General features: G+C 34.4%; 13 protein-coding genes, 1 other RNA gene and 2 pseudogenes. 9 read left to right on the forward strand and 7 right to left on the reverse strand.

Annotated features, from left to right (window positions below; genetic code table 11):
• Positions 1-1290 precede the first annotated feature (1290 nt).
• The 3 genes and pseudogenes from ACQKMR_RS11220 to ACQKMR_RS11230 form a co-directional block, all read right to left on the reverse strand.
• Positions 1291-1530: a hypothetical protein gene (locus ACQKMR_RS11220; RefSeq protein ID WP_427697371.1), complete on the reverse strand. Its 240-nt coding sequence runs from the start codon at positions 1528-1530 to the stop codon at positions 1291-1293.
• 338 nt (positions 1531-1868) lie between these two features.
• Positions 1869-2194 (reverse strand): annotated as a pseudogene (locus ACQKMR_RS11225) (DUF3898 domain-containing protein); the annotation flags it as partial.
• Positions 2195-2424: 230 nt separating this feature from the next.
• A complete protein-coding gene (locus ACQKMR_RS11230; protein WP_427697372.1) occupies positions 2425-2715 on the reverse strand; it encodes a hypothetical protein in 291 nt (96 codons plus the stop codon).
• A gap of 393 nt (positions 2716-3108) precedes the next feature.
• Between ACQKMR_RS11230 and ACQKMR_RS11235 the strand changes: the two are divergent.
• A pseudogene (locus ACQKMR_RS11235) lies at positions 3109-3207 on the forward strand (HNH endonuclease); the annotation flags it as partial.
• 558 nt (positions 3208-3765) lie between these two features.
• Here the strand turns inward: ACQKMR_RS11235 and ACQKMR_RS11240 are convergent.
• Positions 3766-3882: a DUF4236 domain-containing protein gene (locus tag ACQKMR_RS11240; protein WP_427697373.1), complete on the reverse strand. Its 117-nt coding sequence runs from the start codon at positions 3880-3882 to the stop codon at positions 3766-3768.
• Between the two features lie 155 nt (positions 3883-4037).
• On the opposite strand from ACQKMR_RS11240, the gene ACQKMR_RS11245 reads away from it, so the two are divergent.
• Positions 4038-5111: a YHYH domain-containing protein gene (locus tag ACQKMR_RS11245; RefSeq protein ID WP_427697374.1), complete on the forward strand. Its 1074-nt coding sequence runs from the start codon at positions 4038-4040 to the stop codon at positions 5109-5111.
• Positions 5089-5706: a hypothetical protein gene (locus ACQKMR_RS11250; RefSeq protein ID WP_427697375.1), complete on the forward strand. Its 618-nt coding sequence runs from the start codon at positions 5089-5091 to the stop codon at positions 5704-5706. Before ACQKMR_RS11245 ends, ACQKMR_RS11250 begins: the two co-directional genes overlap by 23 nt.
• 289 nt (positions 5707-5995) lie before the next feature.
• On the opposite strand, the gene ACQKMR_RS11255 is transcribed toward ACQKMR_RS11250, so the two are convergent.
• Positions 5996-7057 carry a DUF3900 domain-containing protein gene (locus ACQKMR_RS11255; RefSeq protein ID WP_427697376.1) on the reverse strand — a complete coding sequence of 354 codons (1062 nt, stop codon included), beginning with the start codon at positions 7055-7057 and terminating at the stop codon, positions 5996-5998.
• Between the two features lie 582 nt (positions 7058-7639).
• On the opposite strand from ACQKMR_RS11255, the gene ACQKMR_RS11260 reads away from it, so the two are divergent.
• The gene (locus ACQKMR_RS11260; protein ID WP_427697377.1) at positions 7640-9046 is read left to right on the forward strand and encodes an amino acid permease; all 1407 of its coding nucleotides are present in this window, start codon (positions 7640-7642) and stop codon (positions 9044-9046) included.
• Positions 9047-9689: 643 nt separating this feature from the next.
• Here ACQKMR_RS11260 and tatA read toward each other — a convergent pair.
• Positions 9690-9896 carry a twin-arginine translocase TatA/TatE family subunit gene (gene tatA / locus ACQKMR_RS11265; RefSeq protein WP_427697378.1) on the reverse strand — a complete coding sequence of 69 codons (207 nt, stop codon included), beginning with the start codon at positions 9894-9896 and terminating at the stop codon, positions 9690-9692.
• 649 nt (positions 9897-10545) lie between these two features.
• Here tatA and ssrS point away from each other — a divergent pair.
• The 4 genes from ssrS to ACQKMR_RS11285 all read left to right on the forward strand — a co-directional run bounded on the left by ssrS (position 10546) and on the right by ACQKMR_RS11285 (position 14619).
• A non-coding RNA gene (gene ssrS / locus ACQKMR_RS11270) (6S RNA) lies at positions 10546-10733 on the forward strand.
• Positions 10734-11138: 405 nt separating this feature from the next.
• Positions 11139-12506 carry an MFS transporter gene (locus tag ACQKMR_RS11275; protein ID WP_427697379.1) on the forward strand — a complete coding sequence of 456 codons (1368 nt, stop codon included), beginning with the start codon at positions 11139-11141 and terminating at the stop codon, positions 12504-12506.
• 310 nt (positions 12507-12816) lie between these two features.
• The gene (locus tag ACQKMR_RS11280; protein ID WP_427697380.1) at positions 12817-13008 is read left to right on the forward strand and encodes a hypothetical protein; all 192 of its coding nucleotides are present in this window, start codon (positions 12817-12819) and stop codon (positions 13006-13008) included.
• A 267-nt stretch (positions 13009-13275) separates the two neighbouring features.
• Complete coding sequence (locus ACQKMR_RS11285; RefSeq protein WP_427697381.1) at positions 13276-14619, forward strand: MFS transporter; 1344 nt, start codon at positions 13276-13278, stop codon at positions 14617-14619.
• 560 nt (positions 14620-15179) lie between these two features.
• On the opposite strand, the gene ACQKMR_RS11290 is transcribed toward ACQKMR_RS11285, so the two are convergent.
• Entirely contained in the window at positions 15180-15506 is a 327-nt protein-coding gene (locus ACQKMR_RS11290) for a YnfA family protein (RefSeq protein ID WP_427697382.1), read from the reverse strand.
• 635 nt (positions 15507-16141) lie between these two features.
• Between ACQKMR_RS11290 and ACQKMR_RS11295 the strand changes: the two genes are divergently transcribed.
• The gene (locus ACQKMR_RS11295) at positions 16142-17071 is read left to right on the forward strand and encodes a DMT family transporter (protein WP_427697383.1); all 930 of its coding nucleotides are present in this window, start codon (positions 16142-16144) and stop codon (positions 17069-17071) included.
• The last annotated feature ends 18 nt before the right edge of the window (positions 17072-17089 follow it).

A 17089-nucleotide genomic window follows, 5' to 3' on the forward strand; every position in this document is an offset into this window, starting at 1 on the left:
ACCATACATAAGAGGTGTGTGGGTGGAGAATTACACCGCATAATGTCTCACTTTTCTTTAGTAAAGAAAAAGGAAAATATACAACAGCCTAAATTAAAAGGACTGTTTTTGTTTTCCATTGAACGATAATAAGACACTATTTAGAATCAATTTACACTAATAACCCCGATGAAGCCATTTCTAATTTTATGTAGATTTAATACAACATTCTAGATGTGGTGGATATTTCGTCCAACTTTTCTTCTTCGTATTCATCAAACAATCTGTGTTTTTTCACGGAAAGCTCAACCTTTTTTCTAAGGTTTACAAAATGAGGTCCTACAAAAACGTTATTTGTTTTAAGTGTTTATGGAAAAATAAAATGATCAATTTACTGTTTGATTTGCGTATTTCCTTGCATTTATACAACAAGAACATTCCTTTTTCATGTTCAGTCGTTTTTTTTAACTAAACATACAATATACATTGTAGCCACTTTTGCGAAATGATTCAGTTCATAGGATTCATCAAAAATGCCATTCTGAAACCCGAACGGTTCAAATGACTTTAAGAGAGATAATAAACTGGTGTAAATCAAGGCCATCTTATGTAGAAGAACTTCTTGAGATTTCATTTTTCACAATGGATAAAATGAATAAAGCCCAATTCAAGAGCGAACAAGAAAGGAATAAATTTTAGTCCATGGAGTATCTGTGGATAGATACTATTGCCTATTCAGTTCTTTGATGGTCCTAAAAGAAAATATCAAAAAAATTAGTACAACTGCTATTAGGTATTTGAAAATGGTTTTATAATTCATTGAATTTCCCTTTAATAGTGTAGAAAGGAATTTATACTATGAAAAACAATTCCAATTAAATTCTTAAGAAGGAAATCCAACTCTGAATTCCCATTTTTCACTTATAATAAAGGGGATTAATTCCTATAGTAGAAAGGTAGAGTAAGGGGAGATAAATGACCGTAGATGAAAAGAATGCTCTTAGAGAAGAAAAACTTTAAGAGTTATATGACATAACGAAAAAAGTGGCGGAAGAGTAGCAGGTATCAAATATACTGATCTTTATGAAAACGATGATGATAAACAAGAGCATCTAGTGTATAGTATCTACATTATAAAGGATTAATTGACTATAAAATTCTAGGTAGAAACACTTACCAAGCCAAAATCACTCCACGTGGTATTGATAGAATAATAATAGGTGGGCAGTCCTTTAGGTCAATACATTATTGGGTTTAAACTTTATAAAAAGTAAAAACACTTTACCTTAAATGTCGAGTGCTTTTTTGTGTTTATATATTTAATACGTCTTTATTCTGATTAATGATGATTTTATTTCTTAATATCATTTCTTTATTATTAAGCCCAACATTTAGTTCGGTAGTATTGCTCATCTTCTCTAGAAGGGAAGCTACAGATATTTCTACTAATTCAGGGATAGACATGTCTGTTTTAGCTGATAAGCTTTCCAGCTTATCGATTAATTCTGGAGATAACAATAACTCTAATGCTTGTCTTTCCTTTGTGTCCATGATTGTACCCTCCAAATGATGAATTATTTTTAGTAGTTTAATTATATGTAGAAATTTTAACATCAACATTAAATTGGGGTAAGAAAAAGTAAAGTTTTAATGTCAATTGCAAAAGAAAGGTAGCATCCGGAATGTAATTTTGATTTGTATACGTTGGAAACTAAAAGACAGTAATCCAAGATAAGCTCACTGTCTTGTTGATTTAATATTTTAAGTGTACTTAATTAAAGGAAACCCTTATTAACATAACATGATTAAGAGCATAAAATTTCGCTATAAAGTCGCTATTTTTATGATTACAAAACTTATCACAGAATCCCTGCATTTTTTCAATTTTCTCAAACCTTACTACTAAATTGCTCCACAATCTCCATCAAATCATCGGGCCTGTGAAATTCAATTGGCGAAACGCCTTTATCAACTCTATTGTATCGGCTTCAATCATTAATACATACTTCCCGTTAATCTTCCCTAAATGGATGCTGTCACCAAAATCGGCTAGAAGTCCTTTGACAGATGTGCTCCCAAGTTTCATTCGCAGTTCGGCTTCATGTGTATGCTCGACGACTTGGTGCGTTTCAAGACGTTCTTAGATTTAACGTTTTTCGCTCGATTCCCAGATTTCCAGGTCCTGTTCGAATTGATGTAGCTCTTCACTGTTCTCGGGAACCAATGGAAATAATTATAAGATAATAAATGAAATTATGCAAAATATCAGTGTATATGAAATGGGGTTTTATGAATCAAAGTTTACTTCTGAAAGGGAATTATTAGAAGAGGAAGACCGGGAAATGGTGGTGGGTGTTTTTATCAGAATATGGAATTTCCACTAAAGAATTTGTTGATTACTGTATTGCAGAGAATTTATATTCCGAATAATACATAGATTAATTATTACATAGAAAACCACGTTAAAATATATAAGTAATACATAGAATACATATCATAAATCATTCCATCCGAAGGGATGACTATTAGGTTTATGGACAGATGTGTCGACAGGTTTATAAATAAAATACTAATTAATGGAGCTGCTAAAAGATGTATCTGTAATGATCTCCATACCATCATCAGGTATACTGTTGAAGCTGAAGTTGCTGATGCTGTATTACTCGGAATAGAGGATGCTAGAATTCCTACTTGTAGGATAAAACTCATTAAAATTGATATTTTTTCATATTTCACAGATATCCCTTTTTGTGTTTATTTAGTCAACGTGTTTTATGCTAACATACTATTATTCTATTTTATAGGAAATAAATATAAAACAGTAAAAAAATAGAATTAATGAAAAAGTGAAATATGTTAGAATCCCACTTAAAAAATGAACGTTTAGTGCAAAAATCATTGAAAGATTTGATAATGCAATGATTAAGAAAATATTCACCCTATGCTTATTTTTATAAAACAGACTAAAAATAATTGATGAAAAAAACAATATACTGGCTAAATAAAATATAAAATCCGCCGGGGAATTTTTCTGGTACAGAACAACATACCAATAGAGAAGCACAACAAAAATTATTTTTACAAACTTGAACACAAAATCCCTCCTACTATGTATTTTATAAGTTAGATGTACCTTTAAATGTTAGAGTTAGTTTTGATGAAATTCTCCCGCTCCTTCCAATTAAGTATTCTGCATTTCAACAAAATGGTGATGGCAATCAAGGCTATTAATATCCTTGTAATGAAGAACTGGCTATTAAACTTCTAGATTTGTCACCGAAGGGATTCATTTCTTCAATAACTCTAAAATACGTTTCGACATCTCCAGCTAGTACGTTTTTAGCAAATACGACAAGTTCTTCCCAATCCTTATATGCTTTCTCGTCTTCCGCTTTAGCTTGCTTAATTTGCTTAGACATTTGACTATAAGCTTTTTCCTCTCTTTTAAACAACATTCGAAAAACCTGTTTGTAATATTGGTTATTTTGAGTAGCTTCATTTTCTTTAGGTCCAGTTTCTCCAAATCGATATGGTGGATTGCTATTTAGTATATTAGCCCAATCTACATAATCGTCACACTCTTTATGTATAGATTTTACAAGTTCACATTGATTTTCATATACATCGACTTCATATTTTGTGAGTCCTTTTTCCTGTTCTCTATTTAATTGTTTTTGTTGAGCCTGTAAATTTCTCTGTGTTTGATAAGCTTTCGATTTATAAGACTTACCTGATGTAGAAACATGGGAAAGACCTGTTCCTGGGATTCCAACACTACTTGTTCTTCTACCATAACTGTTGATACGGTAATTTCCCACCGAAACTAACACCTGTACTTTTGTTGCTGACATTTAGACGAACCCCTGGGGCAATCTTAAAGCATTTTCGAAACCGTAACCCCATCTGAATTCCCTCTTTTTGGTAAGTATTTATTATTCTATTATTTTCTATAATAGGGAATATGTAAAACAAATTACATATAATCTATAAAAAAATAGGATATTCTAGATAAGGTAAAAATAGGGATATCTAGTTTTCTATTTTAAGGAGGAGATATCATGAGGAAACCGTTTATAAGCAGTTTATGTTGCTTATTTCTTTTATTACCCTCAACAGTAACTGCCCACTCTGGCAGAACAGATAGTAATGGTAGTCATTATTGCTCAGAGAAATCCATAGCTAAAGGTCTTTGTTCAGGGTATCACTATCATAATGGAGGCGGTAGTAGTAGCGGTAGTAGTTCGAATTCAAGTTCGAGTTCAGGTTCATCTAGTAGCAGTTCAACGAAATCTGCTCCTTCAACTCCAGCACCAGCACCAAAAGTAGATGAAAAACAGGTACGAGCCAATGAGTATTACAAAACCGCAAATGATTTATATAATAGCACCGATTACCAAGCTGCAATTATCGAACTTGAAAAGATTTATGAATTGAAAAAAAGTGATAGTAAAACAGACGCCCTTGTTCAAAAATCCGTTTCAGCTATTTATGAATTGGCAGAAACTGCTTTTAGAAAAGAGGATAATTCAACAGCTAAGGATTATTTGGCTTATATCCAAGATAACCAGCGTTCTAGCGACCAAATTAAACAAAAGGCAAATACACTACTTAAACAAATCAAAATAAATGAAGAAGTTGTAGCGACACTATCCAAGGCTACAACTTCTAGGGATGAAAAAAATTATGAAGAAACATTAACATTCATCCAAGAGGCTCAGAAAATAAAAGACACAAAAGAAATCAAATATTTTTATAATGAAACGATTGAAGCTTTAACCAATGATACAGAGGCAGCTTATCAGAAAAAGCAATATAATCAGGCTAATAAATTTTACAAGTTATTGGTCAAAATTGCAGCTAATCCAAAATTAAAGGCTCAATATCAAACAACACTTCAGCAAATACAAGATGAACAGATAATACAAGAAACCTTTGAGATTGATACGACAGATTTCAAAGGAAAGTCTCTCTTTAATCATATAATGGAAGAAGAAAATGAGACTCCTTATAGTGAAAACGTAGTAAATTTTCTTGAATCTTCCATAGAAGAAGAGGCAAAAGATGCAATGAACTTTATTTTTAATGTTAACATCAAAGATTTATTTAAAGGTGGTCAAAAAGAAGCAGCCTGAGACAAATTTAAAACGCAGAACCCCAGTTTTCCAAAATGTTTGGTTTATGTGGTTCTGGCTAATTTTTTTTCCTCCTGTTGGAATACTTCTTATGTGGAGAAGGGGTAGATTTACCAAAGTTAAACGGATTGTAGCAACATTGATAGCAACTGCATATTTTGTCTTTCCTATCATAGCGGTTATGACCACAACGCTACCACTTTACAATAATCAAAAAGAATTTTTAGAAAAAAAGTTGAAATTGCCTTATTCTTTAGAGAATGTAAAAAAAGAAGATGAAACCATTACCTCAAAATTAAATGATGATGTCACATTAATTGAAAATATTGATGATAATGGTGCAGTTCATGAGCTAATTATGGTTGGTCAAGGAGAAGGGACAGATATTGTTCTTTCAATGGGGTTGTTAATTGGTATGACAAATCCTGATTTAAGTCAAAAAGATGTAGGGCAAGTCTTAAAGGATTTACGTTTATTTGATGAGAGCTATAAATATCAAAAGAATGAAACGAAAGTGGAGAAAAATACGATTCGTTATAATTTAAAATACGATCAAGATGCTGGTGTGATTTTTAGTGTTTCAAAAGTGAATTAAGGTATACAGCTTACGGATAATTCCGTAGAAATCGACTATGACGTGCAAGGTTTGTATCATAACTTAATGTTTAGTCATAAACGAAAAGGCAGTAAGCAAAGATAAGCTCACTGTCTTTTTGAATTAATATTTGGTTGTACTTAATTAAAGGAAACCCTTATTTACATGTTTTAGAGCATAAATTTGATCACAGATTTGATCACACAAAGGATCACAAACGTTTAAATGGCACTGTTTTTATGATCACAACAATGATCACAAAACCCCTAAATTAATCATCACCATTTTCTCAAACCTTCCTACTAATCCGCTCCACAATCTCCATCAAATCATCCGGCCTATGAAACTCAATCGGCGAAACGCCTTTATCGAACTCTATCGTATCGGATTCTATCATCAATACATACTTCCCATTAATTTTTCCTAAATGGATGCTATCGCTAAAATCGGCTAGTAGTCCTTTGATAGATGTACTGCCAAGCTTCATTCGCAGTTCGGCTTCAGGTGTATGCTCGACAATCTGGGCAGTGGCTTCGACGACTTGGTGGGTTTCAAGACGTTCTTGGATTTCGCGTTTTTCGCTCGTTTCCCAGATTTCCAGGTCTTGTTCGAATTTCTGCAGTTCGTCACTGTTTTCTTCGAATTGTGCGGATACATGTTCATGAACCATATGGATGACTTGGTTTTTCATGATTTCCGGCATCGATTCACCATATTCGACGAATTTCAAAAAGTCCTCGAAGTAGCGGGCATGTGAAGCCTGGTGGATTTTCAGTTCGGCTTCTTCTACCATTCCTTCTTCGGGCATGTAGGGATATTGAATGGATTTCATATTTTTAGTGGTGATTGCCATTTCAACGTGTCGAATTAGTGTTCGTTCATCTGAAATGGAAGCAACCTTCGGCTCGAAATCACATTTTAATAAGAAGACGAACGGTTCATCTAGATATTTCGTTAATTTAGCAGATGCTACTAGGAAGACCCCGCCGCGCACTGCACTAGTATCTATATAAGACTGGGCGAATTGTTCATTTTCCTGCTGGAAGACTTCTTTTGTACCGGCAAAGCGGACACGGTTAAATACATTGTAATTAGGATTGGAATCAAGTGCATGTCCTTCTTCAACAATAAAAGAACCGATTTTTGTGGGTATTTGTTCAGTTTTTGGATGACGGTCTACTTTTCGTTTGGAGATTTTCATCAATTCCCCATCCAAAAAATCCTTTAAAGGACTTTCTTCGTATTCCTGGGTATCGAGTGTTTGAAAATGTTTAAATCGCTTATCAGCCTGATCGCCTTTTCCTTCAACCTGTATTAAATAAAATGACAGGTAAGTAATCGTAAAATCCATGAAAGTCACCTTCTTCAATTAAGCATATTTCCCGTACTTTATAAGACTTAATAAGTATAGAGATGTACATCGATTCCGTCAAACTAATAGTGCGTGAATGGATAGAATAATTATGGTTTATTATTCCATAATAATAAGTGTAGGGGAAATAAATAGGAGACTCTATCTAAATTTTGAAGATTTCAGTAAATCAAATGAAAAGCTAAAAAGCAGGATGGAGGTATCCTAATTCATATTTATGAAATCCCCATTAATGTAAGATAAGAAAAATTTGATATGAATTTCAAAGTTCTAAATTGCGAAAAAGAAAATAAAAAAATTAACTACTGCTATTAAAGTAATACACCTAAAAAATGATGGAGAATTATGTCGAAAAATCACTAAGTATATTCAGCGAATTTTCAAAATAGAAATTCTACTATAATTAAATCGTTGACGTATAAGGGTTTAATACGTATGATTTGAAAATCAGATAATTCAGGAATTGATGAATTTTGTCGAAAATTCTCTGCTATAAATAAAAAGTTAATTTATTTATTTGTTATTTTCTGAATATTTTTTTAAATTTATGGAGGAGAAAACATGAGTATTTTTAGAAAGAAGTCTATTGAGGACTTATTGAAAAACGCTGGCTCCAACAGTAAGGGATTGAAAAGGGAACTAGGTGCTTGGGATTTAACGATGCTTGGAATTGGAGCAATTATTGGCACAGGTATTTTTGTATTAACGGGAACTGGAGCAGTCAATGCTGGTCCGGCACTTTCGTTATCGTTCGTCATTGCGGGCCTTGCTTGTTTATTCGCAGCACTTTCATATGCTGAATTTGCATCATCTGTGCCGGTATCTGGTTCAACGTACACTTATGCATATGCAACACTAGGTGAATTTGCTGCCTGGATTATAGGGTGGGATTTAATCCTTGAATACTTATTGGCAGTTAGTGCCGTATCGGCCGGCTGGTCTGGTTATTTCCAATCGTTTTTAAACGGATTCGGTATTAACTTTCCAGAGAAACTAACGGCAGCACCTGGTTCAATTGAGGGTGTTACAACTTATATGAACTTGCCAGCCTTTTTAATTGTTATGGCTATTACTTTGTTGATTTCTAGAGGTACGAAACAAACTACTAGGATCAACAACATTATGGTTGTAATTAAAGTGCTCGTTGTTTTGTTGTTTATCGTCTCTTCTATTTACTATGTAAAACCTGAAAACTGGCAGCCATTCATGCCGTTCGGAATCAGTGGGGTATTTTCTACAGCCGCTTTAATGTTCTTTGCATTTATCGGCTTTGATGCAGTAGCATCTGCAGCAGAAGAAACAAGAGATCCAGGAAAGAATTTACCACGAGGAATTATCGGTTCATTGATTATTTGTGTTGTACTTTATATGATTGTTAGTTTAATTATGACAGGTGTAGTACCGTATGCACAGTTCGCAACGGCACTGGATCACCCGATTTCTTTAGTACTACAAAGCGCAGGACAGAATTGGATTGCAGGAATTATTGACCTTGGAGCCTTTATTGGAATGACAACGGTCATCTTGGTTATGTTATATGGACAAACTCGTATCATGTTTGCGATGTCACGTGATGGATTGATGCCTAAATCTTTATCAAAACTTCATAAGAAATATAATACTCCTTATGCGGCATCATGGATGTTTGGTATAATTGCAGCCTTACTAGGAGCCTTTATACCCCTTGGAGAATTGGCCGAATTAGTTAATATCGGAACTTTAACAGCGTTTACGATGATTTCCGTAGCGGTAATCGTTTTACGTAAAACAAGACCAGACATGAAACGTGCTTTCTATTGTCCGGCTGTACCGCTTGTGCCCGGTTTAGCCATCGTTTTTTGTGTATTTCTTATGTTACAACTAGGTAGCCATACATGGATACGCTTCTTAATTTGGATGGCTATCGGTATCGTGATTTACTTTGTTTATTCACGAAAACATTCAAACCTGAATCAGCAGGAAAAATAATAATTTAAAAAACACTTTTCGGAGTGTTTTTTTGTCTTACAAATAAAATGTGGCTGTAGTCAAAGTAGTTAAGACTAACAATTAATAGGGGCAAGTATATATTGAAGCTTGATCATCAATGATCAAGCTATTTTAAATGGCGCTGAAATTAATAGTAAAAAACAAGGTTATGTATTAAACGTAAATAAGAGAGGGGGGCGTCTAAAAGATGTTGCAAAAAGGATCGTAGTATCATTACAAAAAAACACATTAAAAGGGCTAATATCTATGGTTTTCCAGTAAAGAAGGTAGATATTAATTTTTATATTTGAAAAGCTTCCTCGGTAGAATATTTGAAAGTAAAACCTAAACACTAGTTAGTAAGATAAAATTACATGGTTTTTTATTGATCTACATCCAATTACAGAAAAAGAAGCAGTATTACACTAACGACCTAGAACAATAAGATATCTCCCTTTAAGGAATTTCAATAATTCTCTTGAAATAATAGAGGATAAATGTTATATTAATAAAGCGATGAGCTAATTTGTGTAAGTCGAAGAACATGCTTTTTAAGCTAAACGTCGGGATGTGGCCTGACGGTTCCCGCCTCAAACGCATCAAAGACGTCTGCTGCGTGCAGGCGTCTTTTTCATTGCTTTTTTTATTTTGCCGATTCTTTTTTCGCAGATTTAACGTCTTCTTTAAATTCCTCTTGAATTTCATCTGTTATTCCCTTTGTTGCATCCTTAAACTCTCGAAGCGAAGTACCTACAGCGCGTCCGATTTGAGGAAGTTTATTCGGCCCAAAGACAATTAATGCTAAAAGAAAGATTAGAATTAAACCAGGAAAACCAATGTTTGAAAGCATAGCTAATCACTCCTATCAAATCTAATATATAATATTATAGACCTCTAACGAACATTTGCAAATGTTAATTACTATTAATTGTAAGATTCTATATCTAAAAGGGATAAATATTACCTTCCTGTTATTTAAAAACCTTTAGATTCTACCTCCTTTATTTTACAAATCGCATTAGCTTCTATAAATCTTTCTTCCATTATTGTGGCTGTAACATAAAATTACATATAGAACTTTTTTTAAAAAAATTAATAGGTTGAAGTGGTCACAGATTCCTTTCTTTGTAACAGTTATGTTTTGCCGAAACAAGATAGCCACTTGGCGTAAAAATGCAAAACCAGTCAAGTGTATTAAAGAAAATAGACGGATAGTAGATGTTAGGATTTTTCACATAAAGTGAATTTGGTATAGCTGAAGATGTATTGGAAAGCTAACCATGATGGAGTAAAGAGAATAAAGCTATTGGCTAGAAGCCAGTTACAATTGTGAAAAAGGAAATTGATGTGTATATTCAGTTAGTCTTTAATGGAAGAATTACAGAACCCACTATTAGAGTCGCTTTGCAATCAATGACTAATTACGAAACCAAAAAACTTTTTTGTTAGTTGGGAATTATTAGCCTTGCAAGATAGAATGAATTTAGGTATTATAACTATACAAGCTGCGTTGTTCGTAATGATAATTAAGTTTTAACCTTTAAGCTGTAATAGGGAGTTTTACATCGAAACAGGAATGTTATGCCTCGTCACTGACTTGGACAACAGGATTGTTTCTGCAAACACCCACTTTGAGGAGTGGTGGTTTAAAACTTTCTTACTTGAATACGGCAATAGCGGCTCTATCTTTAAAATTAGAAACCAGTTCCGATCAGGGACTGGTTTTTTTCCTGTTTTAGCTATTGAATAACTGATCTATAATAAATGGTTGTTGTATAATAGTGCGAAAAAAATATTTTTTTAATACAGATAACTTAGGAAACGATTTCAATCGAAATCACCTTAATACTCCATACCACTCATGAATTCAGGATATTTCAAAATGGTATTCTCTTTGGTGTTTTGTTGTTTATGACTAATTTGTGAAAATTTTTATTGAAATATCAGATAATCGCCTATTATAATAACAATTAGATAACTCAGTTCGCTATTTGTGGAAATTTAGGTGGTGGAATGTTATCTTTTTTAATAAGAAATTCCGTAAGCGCTATCATATGGACTATTGGTAGTCACCTAGAGAGGGGAAATTTTTATGGCTAGTATTAACACGACAGAGGTAATTAGTAACAGTAAATTTAACCGCTTTCATTTCGGTTTGTTGGCATGGTGTTTCATTATCATCCTTTTTGATGGCTACGACCTTGTCGTTTACGGAACGGTTGTCCCGGTGTTAACAGAGGAGTGGAATCTAACTTCAGTGGAAGCGGGAGCAATGGGTAGCTATGGTCTATTCGGTATGATGTTCGGCGCCATCTTTTTTGGGACATTAGCGGATCGGATTGGAAGAAAAAACGTCATTGCCATTTCATTGATTTTATTTAGTTTATTTACACTGCTATGTGGATTTGCGAATACACCTACCATATTTTCTACTTTTCGATTTTTAGCGGGATTAGGACTGGGAGGCATTATGCCGAACGTCATCGCTTTATTGACAGATTACGCACCGAAAACAATGAGAAGCATGGTCGTTTCGATTGTATTATGCGGCTATTCATTCGGGGGGATGCTTGCCCCGATACTAGGTATCCTACTTATGCCTTCACTAGGCTGGGAGTCAATATTCTGGTTTGCCGGCGTACCGTTACTATTTCTACCAATCATGATGAAGTATTTACCAGAAACCTCCACACATCTAATTAGAATTAACAGAAAAGAAGAATTAATCAGAGTATTATCCAAAGTAAGTCCTGAAAGCAATTTCACCATACATGACGAAATTGTAGAAGTGAAAAAATTAGATGAGAAACTGCCGATTGTCGGATTGTTTAAAGATTCCCGCGCTATAAGTACTTTGATGTTCTGGGTTGCCTTTTTCATGTGTCTATTGATGGTATATGGGTTGAATACATGGCTACCAAAGCTAATGATTGAAGCGGGTTATGCTTTGAATTCAAGTCTAGGTTTCTTAATCGTTCTTCAAGGTGGAGCTATCGTAGGTACGCTTATAATCGCTAAACTTTGTGATCGATATGGTTCTAAAAAAATGCTTGTACCGTTGTATGCGCTAGGTGCAATTAGTTTGACACTGTTAGGAATGGGTGGAAGTTCTTTCGTGATTTATACATTAGTAGCAATTGCAGGTGCCTGTACGATTGGCGCCCAAAATCTTGTACAAGCCTATGTTTCCCAGTACTATCCACCAAATATTAGATCGACTGCACTTGGGGTGGCATCTGGAATTGGAAGGATTGGTGGTATGCTCGGACCCATCCTTGGTGGATTCTTATTATCAATCTCGCTACCAATTCAATTGAATTTTATTGCTTTTGCTATTCCTGGTCTTATTGCCGCGATTGCTTTATCCTTTGTTCCAGTGAAGATGGCTTATTATAAAAATAATCAACTAGAACAAAGTGAAGAAATAGAGTTAGACTCCAATAAAATGAATATACTGTAAGAATAAATTCATGAAAATGGCAGCGTAGGAGATATCTTCGCTGCCATTTTCATGTTTATTTTATGTTAGGAGACAATGTATGTATATTTGATAATGATAGGCTGTAAAAATAAATGATGAAGTTGTAAAGTTTTAGAACAATAATAAAATTCCAATGAAAAATTGCTTAATTGTTCATAATTTCGCAATATGATTTACTCCATTATTTAAAGGATAAATGTTAAAATGAAGGTACAGATAATTAAAATTCCTCCTTGAAATGGAGCGAACTAGAATAATTAATCTCATCTATTGAGAGGGAGTAACTACTTTGAAAAAAATTCTAAAACATTTAATCTTTTGGTTATCTATAATAGGAACATTATTCTCCATGATATATTTCTTTGTAGCGGATATTCCGTTATATATTAAATTGTTCGGAGCAGCCATTATCCTTTATCTTGGTTATGATCTTATAACTGAATCTAAAAAAAGAAAGAGAAAAGAAGCATCAGATGCCTAAATTCCTTTATTTCAAAAAAGTCCTCTTTGAATAGAGGACTTTTTTTTGCTTTTTTTCGTAAAAAGTTTTTACTCTATAGCACTTAATGCACTTTGATTATTGACAATATTCTAAAAATTAAGTTAATATATAGTGAACTTAGTTCTATATATGTGTAATTTAAGTCTTTATTGTTGTTTTTTATTAGGTGGTTAGCTGGTCCCAAAAAACTTATAAGGTTCCTTTGGACTTTTGTCAATAAAGGAAAAGAAGAAAGAGGCGAAGGAAATGCGTACAATCCGTGTATCTGAAATGATTGATGAACAAAAATTTAACCGCTTTCATTTACAGATTTTATTATGTTGTATCTTTATCATTATTTGTGATGGATATGATATGTTCATGCTTGGAACAATCCTACCATCTTTGATGACTGAGTGGAAAATTACTGCTGTAGATGCAGGCTTATTTAGCAGCTATGCTTTGTTTGGAATGATGATAGGCGCGTTAGTCTTTGGACCGCTTGCTGATAAATTTGGAAGAAAGAAAGTCATCTTAATTTGCACGGTCATTTTTTCTGTATTTACTTTTACTTCAGGGTTTGCAGATACGCCAACTTCTTTTGGAATACAACGTTTTGTTGCAGGTTTAGGCTTGGGGGGAGTAATGCCTAATCTAATAGCAATTATTACTGAATATGCTCCGGAAAAAATTCGTAGTACATTGGTTGCTATTATGTTCAGCGGACATGCTTTAGGTGGTGTTGTAGCATCATTAGGTGCGATGTATCTGATTCCTAACTTTGGATGGCGCGCAGTGGTATGGCTTGGTGCGCTTCCACTGATTTTTATGCCGATTCTTTATAAAATGTTACCTGAGTCAATAACCTATTTCATTACGAAAAACAAAAAAAGTAAATTGACGGACGTTCTGAATCATGTGAATGTAAACGGACAATACACCATATATGACAATTATGTTCTTCAGGAGGAACATAAGAATGAAATGAAAGGGTTTCCAGTTAAACAATTATTTAAAAATGGACGAACTATAAGTACCCTCATGTTCTGGATTGCCTTTTTCATGTGTTTATTCGTTATGTATGGATTGAGTACATGGCTTCCAAAAATCATGGGAGGAGCAGGATATGAATTAGGTTCAAGCTTGACATTCTTAGTCGTATTGAATCTTGGAGCTGTTTTAGGAGCGATTGTTGGAGGGAAACTTGCCGACCGATTTGGTTCTAAGAGGGTTCTTGTTTCATTCTTGGTCATTGGTTTTATTAGCCTCACGATGCTGAGCTTCAAACCTAGCATGATTATGCTTTATGTACTAATTGCCATTGCAGGTGGGACGACAACAGGTACACAAATCGTAACGAATGCATATGTATCCCAGTATTATCCGAATGAAATCCGTTCTACAGGAGTCGGCTGGGCCTTAGGTGTCGGTAGAATTGGTGGAATCCTCGCTCCTACTTTCTGCGGGATTCTGCTTGATATGAAATTATCATTGCAAGTTAATTATTTAGCCTTTGCCATACCATGCATTATTGCAGCGGTTGCGATTTGGTTCATTCAAGATAGTATCAGCAATATGACCGCTAGTAGACAGGAAAAGAAATTAATCTAGAGTCTACCTATTCAAGAGCCAGCTATTTAAAAATTTATCAGTACCCTTAAAGAAAAGTATTTGATCATCACGACATATATGGAATCAACAGATTACAGGGTTGAATGGATAATTAATGATGAAGAAACTGGAAGATGTGATAGAAGGACACTTTCCAACTGCGGAAGTTTGTAAAAACAATGAACATTAATGAATGGTGGCTAGTCCTGATGGGAACCTACCGAGGAGAATATAAGGGTGTTCTATTTGGGAATAAGACGCTGAAATTTTTATATTGTTTGCACTTTTATTTCAGACTGTAGACAAACTCGATGAAAATCGAGTTTGCCTACAGTTTTTTTATGGCTTGTACAATTTGAACGTTGATTGGAACGTAGGGCACTTGCTTTCCGCGGGCGGTCCGGGAGCCTCCTCGGCTTGCGCCTGCGGGGTCTCCCCTAGACACGCATTTCCCGCAGGAGTCTCGCACCTTCCGCTCCAAACAACTTTGTTATAAAATTTAGATAGAACATCTTTTGTCTACAAACTGGAATTAAAGGGCTTAGAGCCCTTTAATTTTTTTAATGTCTCGGCGCCCAAAGGATGACAGACACCCCGATTAAACAGATTGCAGCCCCGATCCAATCAAATAAATCAGGCGTTTCCTTATCGATGCCCCATCCCCATAATACCGATAAAACAATAAAAACACCGCCATATGCCGCATAAACACGCCCAAAAGTTGGAAACGTTTGGAATGTTGCAATGATGCCATATAAAACTAAAACGATTCCTCCAATTAATCCTAAATAAATGGGTTTTCCCTCTCTTAACCAAAGCCAAATAAGGTAACCCCCACCAATCTCAGCTAGACCGGCCAAAAGAAATATAAGGGTGGTCACTAACATATGTAAACCTCACTTTCTCCTTGAAATTTTATCATAACTGAAAACGGAAAATAATCATTATTTATTGGTACTTAAAGGTCGATTCTATTATTTTGTGAATAATAGTGATAATAACTGAAGTTAGCAACAGAATCTCTATCAATTCTAGCACTATTAAGAAGATGAAGTCATGCTACATCTAAACTAGGAAATTCATTAATTGGGTTTATCAGAGATAATTAACCATGTTTTCGACAAATCGAAGCTTTTCAATAAAAAATTCAATGGGCACTTCCTAAGTTGGAAGTGCTTAAGGCAGTGTAACACTAAAATTAAAAGGCCTGAATATTCTTTAAAAGATTACTTACAGATTAGCTTTTTCTTATTGCCTTTTTAGGTATCTTAGTTTTAGTCATTCATATCATACTAGAACCATCAATAAATAATAAAAACCAAAAAATATATGATCCAAGAGTAAAAAAACTTCACAAATGTAACAATTTTGTCGTTCCTAAGAATAATAAGGTTACTGAAGCTAAAATAACCTGAGAAATTTAAGGGGGGGGGGGTTGGGAGAGCTGTACCTTTTACCTTTAAACTTGGGTTGCAAATACAAAAAGGGGTATACCTAAAACGGATATAGAGGAGCTGCATCTATGAAATCCCAATCATTTGCATATATGTTGGCCATATTTCATGCCAGTATTGTCGGCCTATCATTCTTATTCTCTAAAATGGCAATTGGTGAATCAAATCCACTTGATACATTGGCGTTCCGATTCAGCGTTTCCTTCGCCATCATATCATTATTTATTGCTTTTAAAGTCATCAAAGTAAATTACACGTGGGGGTCAGCAAAAAAACTGGTTCCGCTGTCATTATTATTTCCCACTCTTTTCTTTGCTTTTCAAACTTTCGGACTTAAATACTCCCAATCCACCGATGCTGGAATCTTATCAGCCGTTACCCCGATCATAACGGTGATGATAGCGGGATATTACTTAAAGGAAAAAACGTCTTTATATCAAAAGCTTTCGATTGTCTTATCGGTAGTTGGAGTCATTTTTATTTTTGTTTTGAGAGGGAGCTCAATCAATTTTTCCGACATGCTCGGAATGGTTTTAATTCTTCTATCCTGTATTGCAACTGCATGTTATACGACAATGATCCGTTCACTTGCACAAGATTATACGCCAGGTGAAATGTCCTTTTTTATGATGGGAACAGGCTTCGTAATTTTTAACATTGCTGCTTTCAGTTCCCACATAAACCAAGGAACAATGCAGGAATTCTTTTTACCTTGGTTGAGCAGGGAATTCATTTTTTCCATTTTGTATTTAGGAATATTGGCCTCATTGGTCACTTCGTTGTTATCCAACACCATTTTATCAAAAATCAAGGCGTCACAAATGAGTGTTTTCGCAAACCTTTCCACCGTTGTCACGATAGTGGCAGGAGCTCTTATTCTTAATGAAAAAATTATAACCTACGATATTATCGGGTCGGTTCTTATCATTTTAGGTGTAATAGGAACAAATTATTTTGGGGGAAAGAAAAATTATTCTATAAAATTGAATCTTCATTAGAATAAGAAGGAACACAGT

Origin of the sequence: Peribacillus sp. NPDC096540 (genome assembly GCF_050278525.1) — a bacterium.
Lineage (GTDB): Bacteria > Bacillota > Bacilli > Bacillales > DSM-1321 > Peribacillus.

Excerpts from the sequence above, each read along its gene's own strand:
- ACQKMR_RS11260 (WP_427697377.1), top strand. The coding sequence starts at position 7,640 with ATGAGTATTTTTAGAAAGAAGTCTATTGAGGACTTATTGAAAAACGCT.
- ACQKMR_RS11275 (WP_427697379.1), top strand. The coding sequence starts at position 11,139 with ATGGCTAGTATTAACACGACAGAGGTAATTAGTAACAGTAAATTTAAC.
- ACQKMR_RS11290 (WP_427697382.1), bottom strand. The coding sequence starts at position 15,506 with ATGTTAGTGACCACCCTTATATTTCTTTTGGCCGGTCTAGCTGAGATT.
- tatA (WP_427697378.1), bottom strand. The coding sequence starts at position 9,896 with ATGCTTTCAAACATTGGTTTTCCTGGTTTAATTCTAATCTTTCTTTTA.
- ACQKMR_RS11240 (WP_427697373.1), bottom strand. The coding sequence starts at position 3,882 with ATGGGGTTACGGTTTCGAAAATGCTTTAAGATTGCCCCAGGGGTTCGT.
- ACQKMR_RS11285 (WP_427697381.1), top strand. The coding sequence starts at position 13,276 with ATGCGTACAATCCGTGTATCTGAAATGATTGATGAACAAAAATTTAAC.
- ACQKMR_RS11255 (WP_427697376.1), bottom strand. The coding sequence starts at position 7,057 with ATGGATTTTACGATTACTTACCTGTCATTTTATTTAATACAGGTTGAA.
- ACQKMR_RS11245 (WP_427697374.1), top strand. The coding sequence starts at position 4,038 with ATGAGGAAACCGTTTATAAGCAGTTTATGTTGCTTATTTCTTTTATTA.
- ACQKMR_RS11220 (WP_427697371.1), bottom strand. The coding sequence starts at position 1,530 with ATGGACACAAAGGAAAGACAAGCATTAGAGTTATTGTTATCTCCAGAA.
- ACQKMR_RS11295 (WP_427697383.1), top strand. The coding sequence starts at position 16,142 with ATGAAATCCCAATCATTTGCATATATGTTGGCCATATTTCATGCCAGT.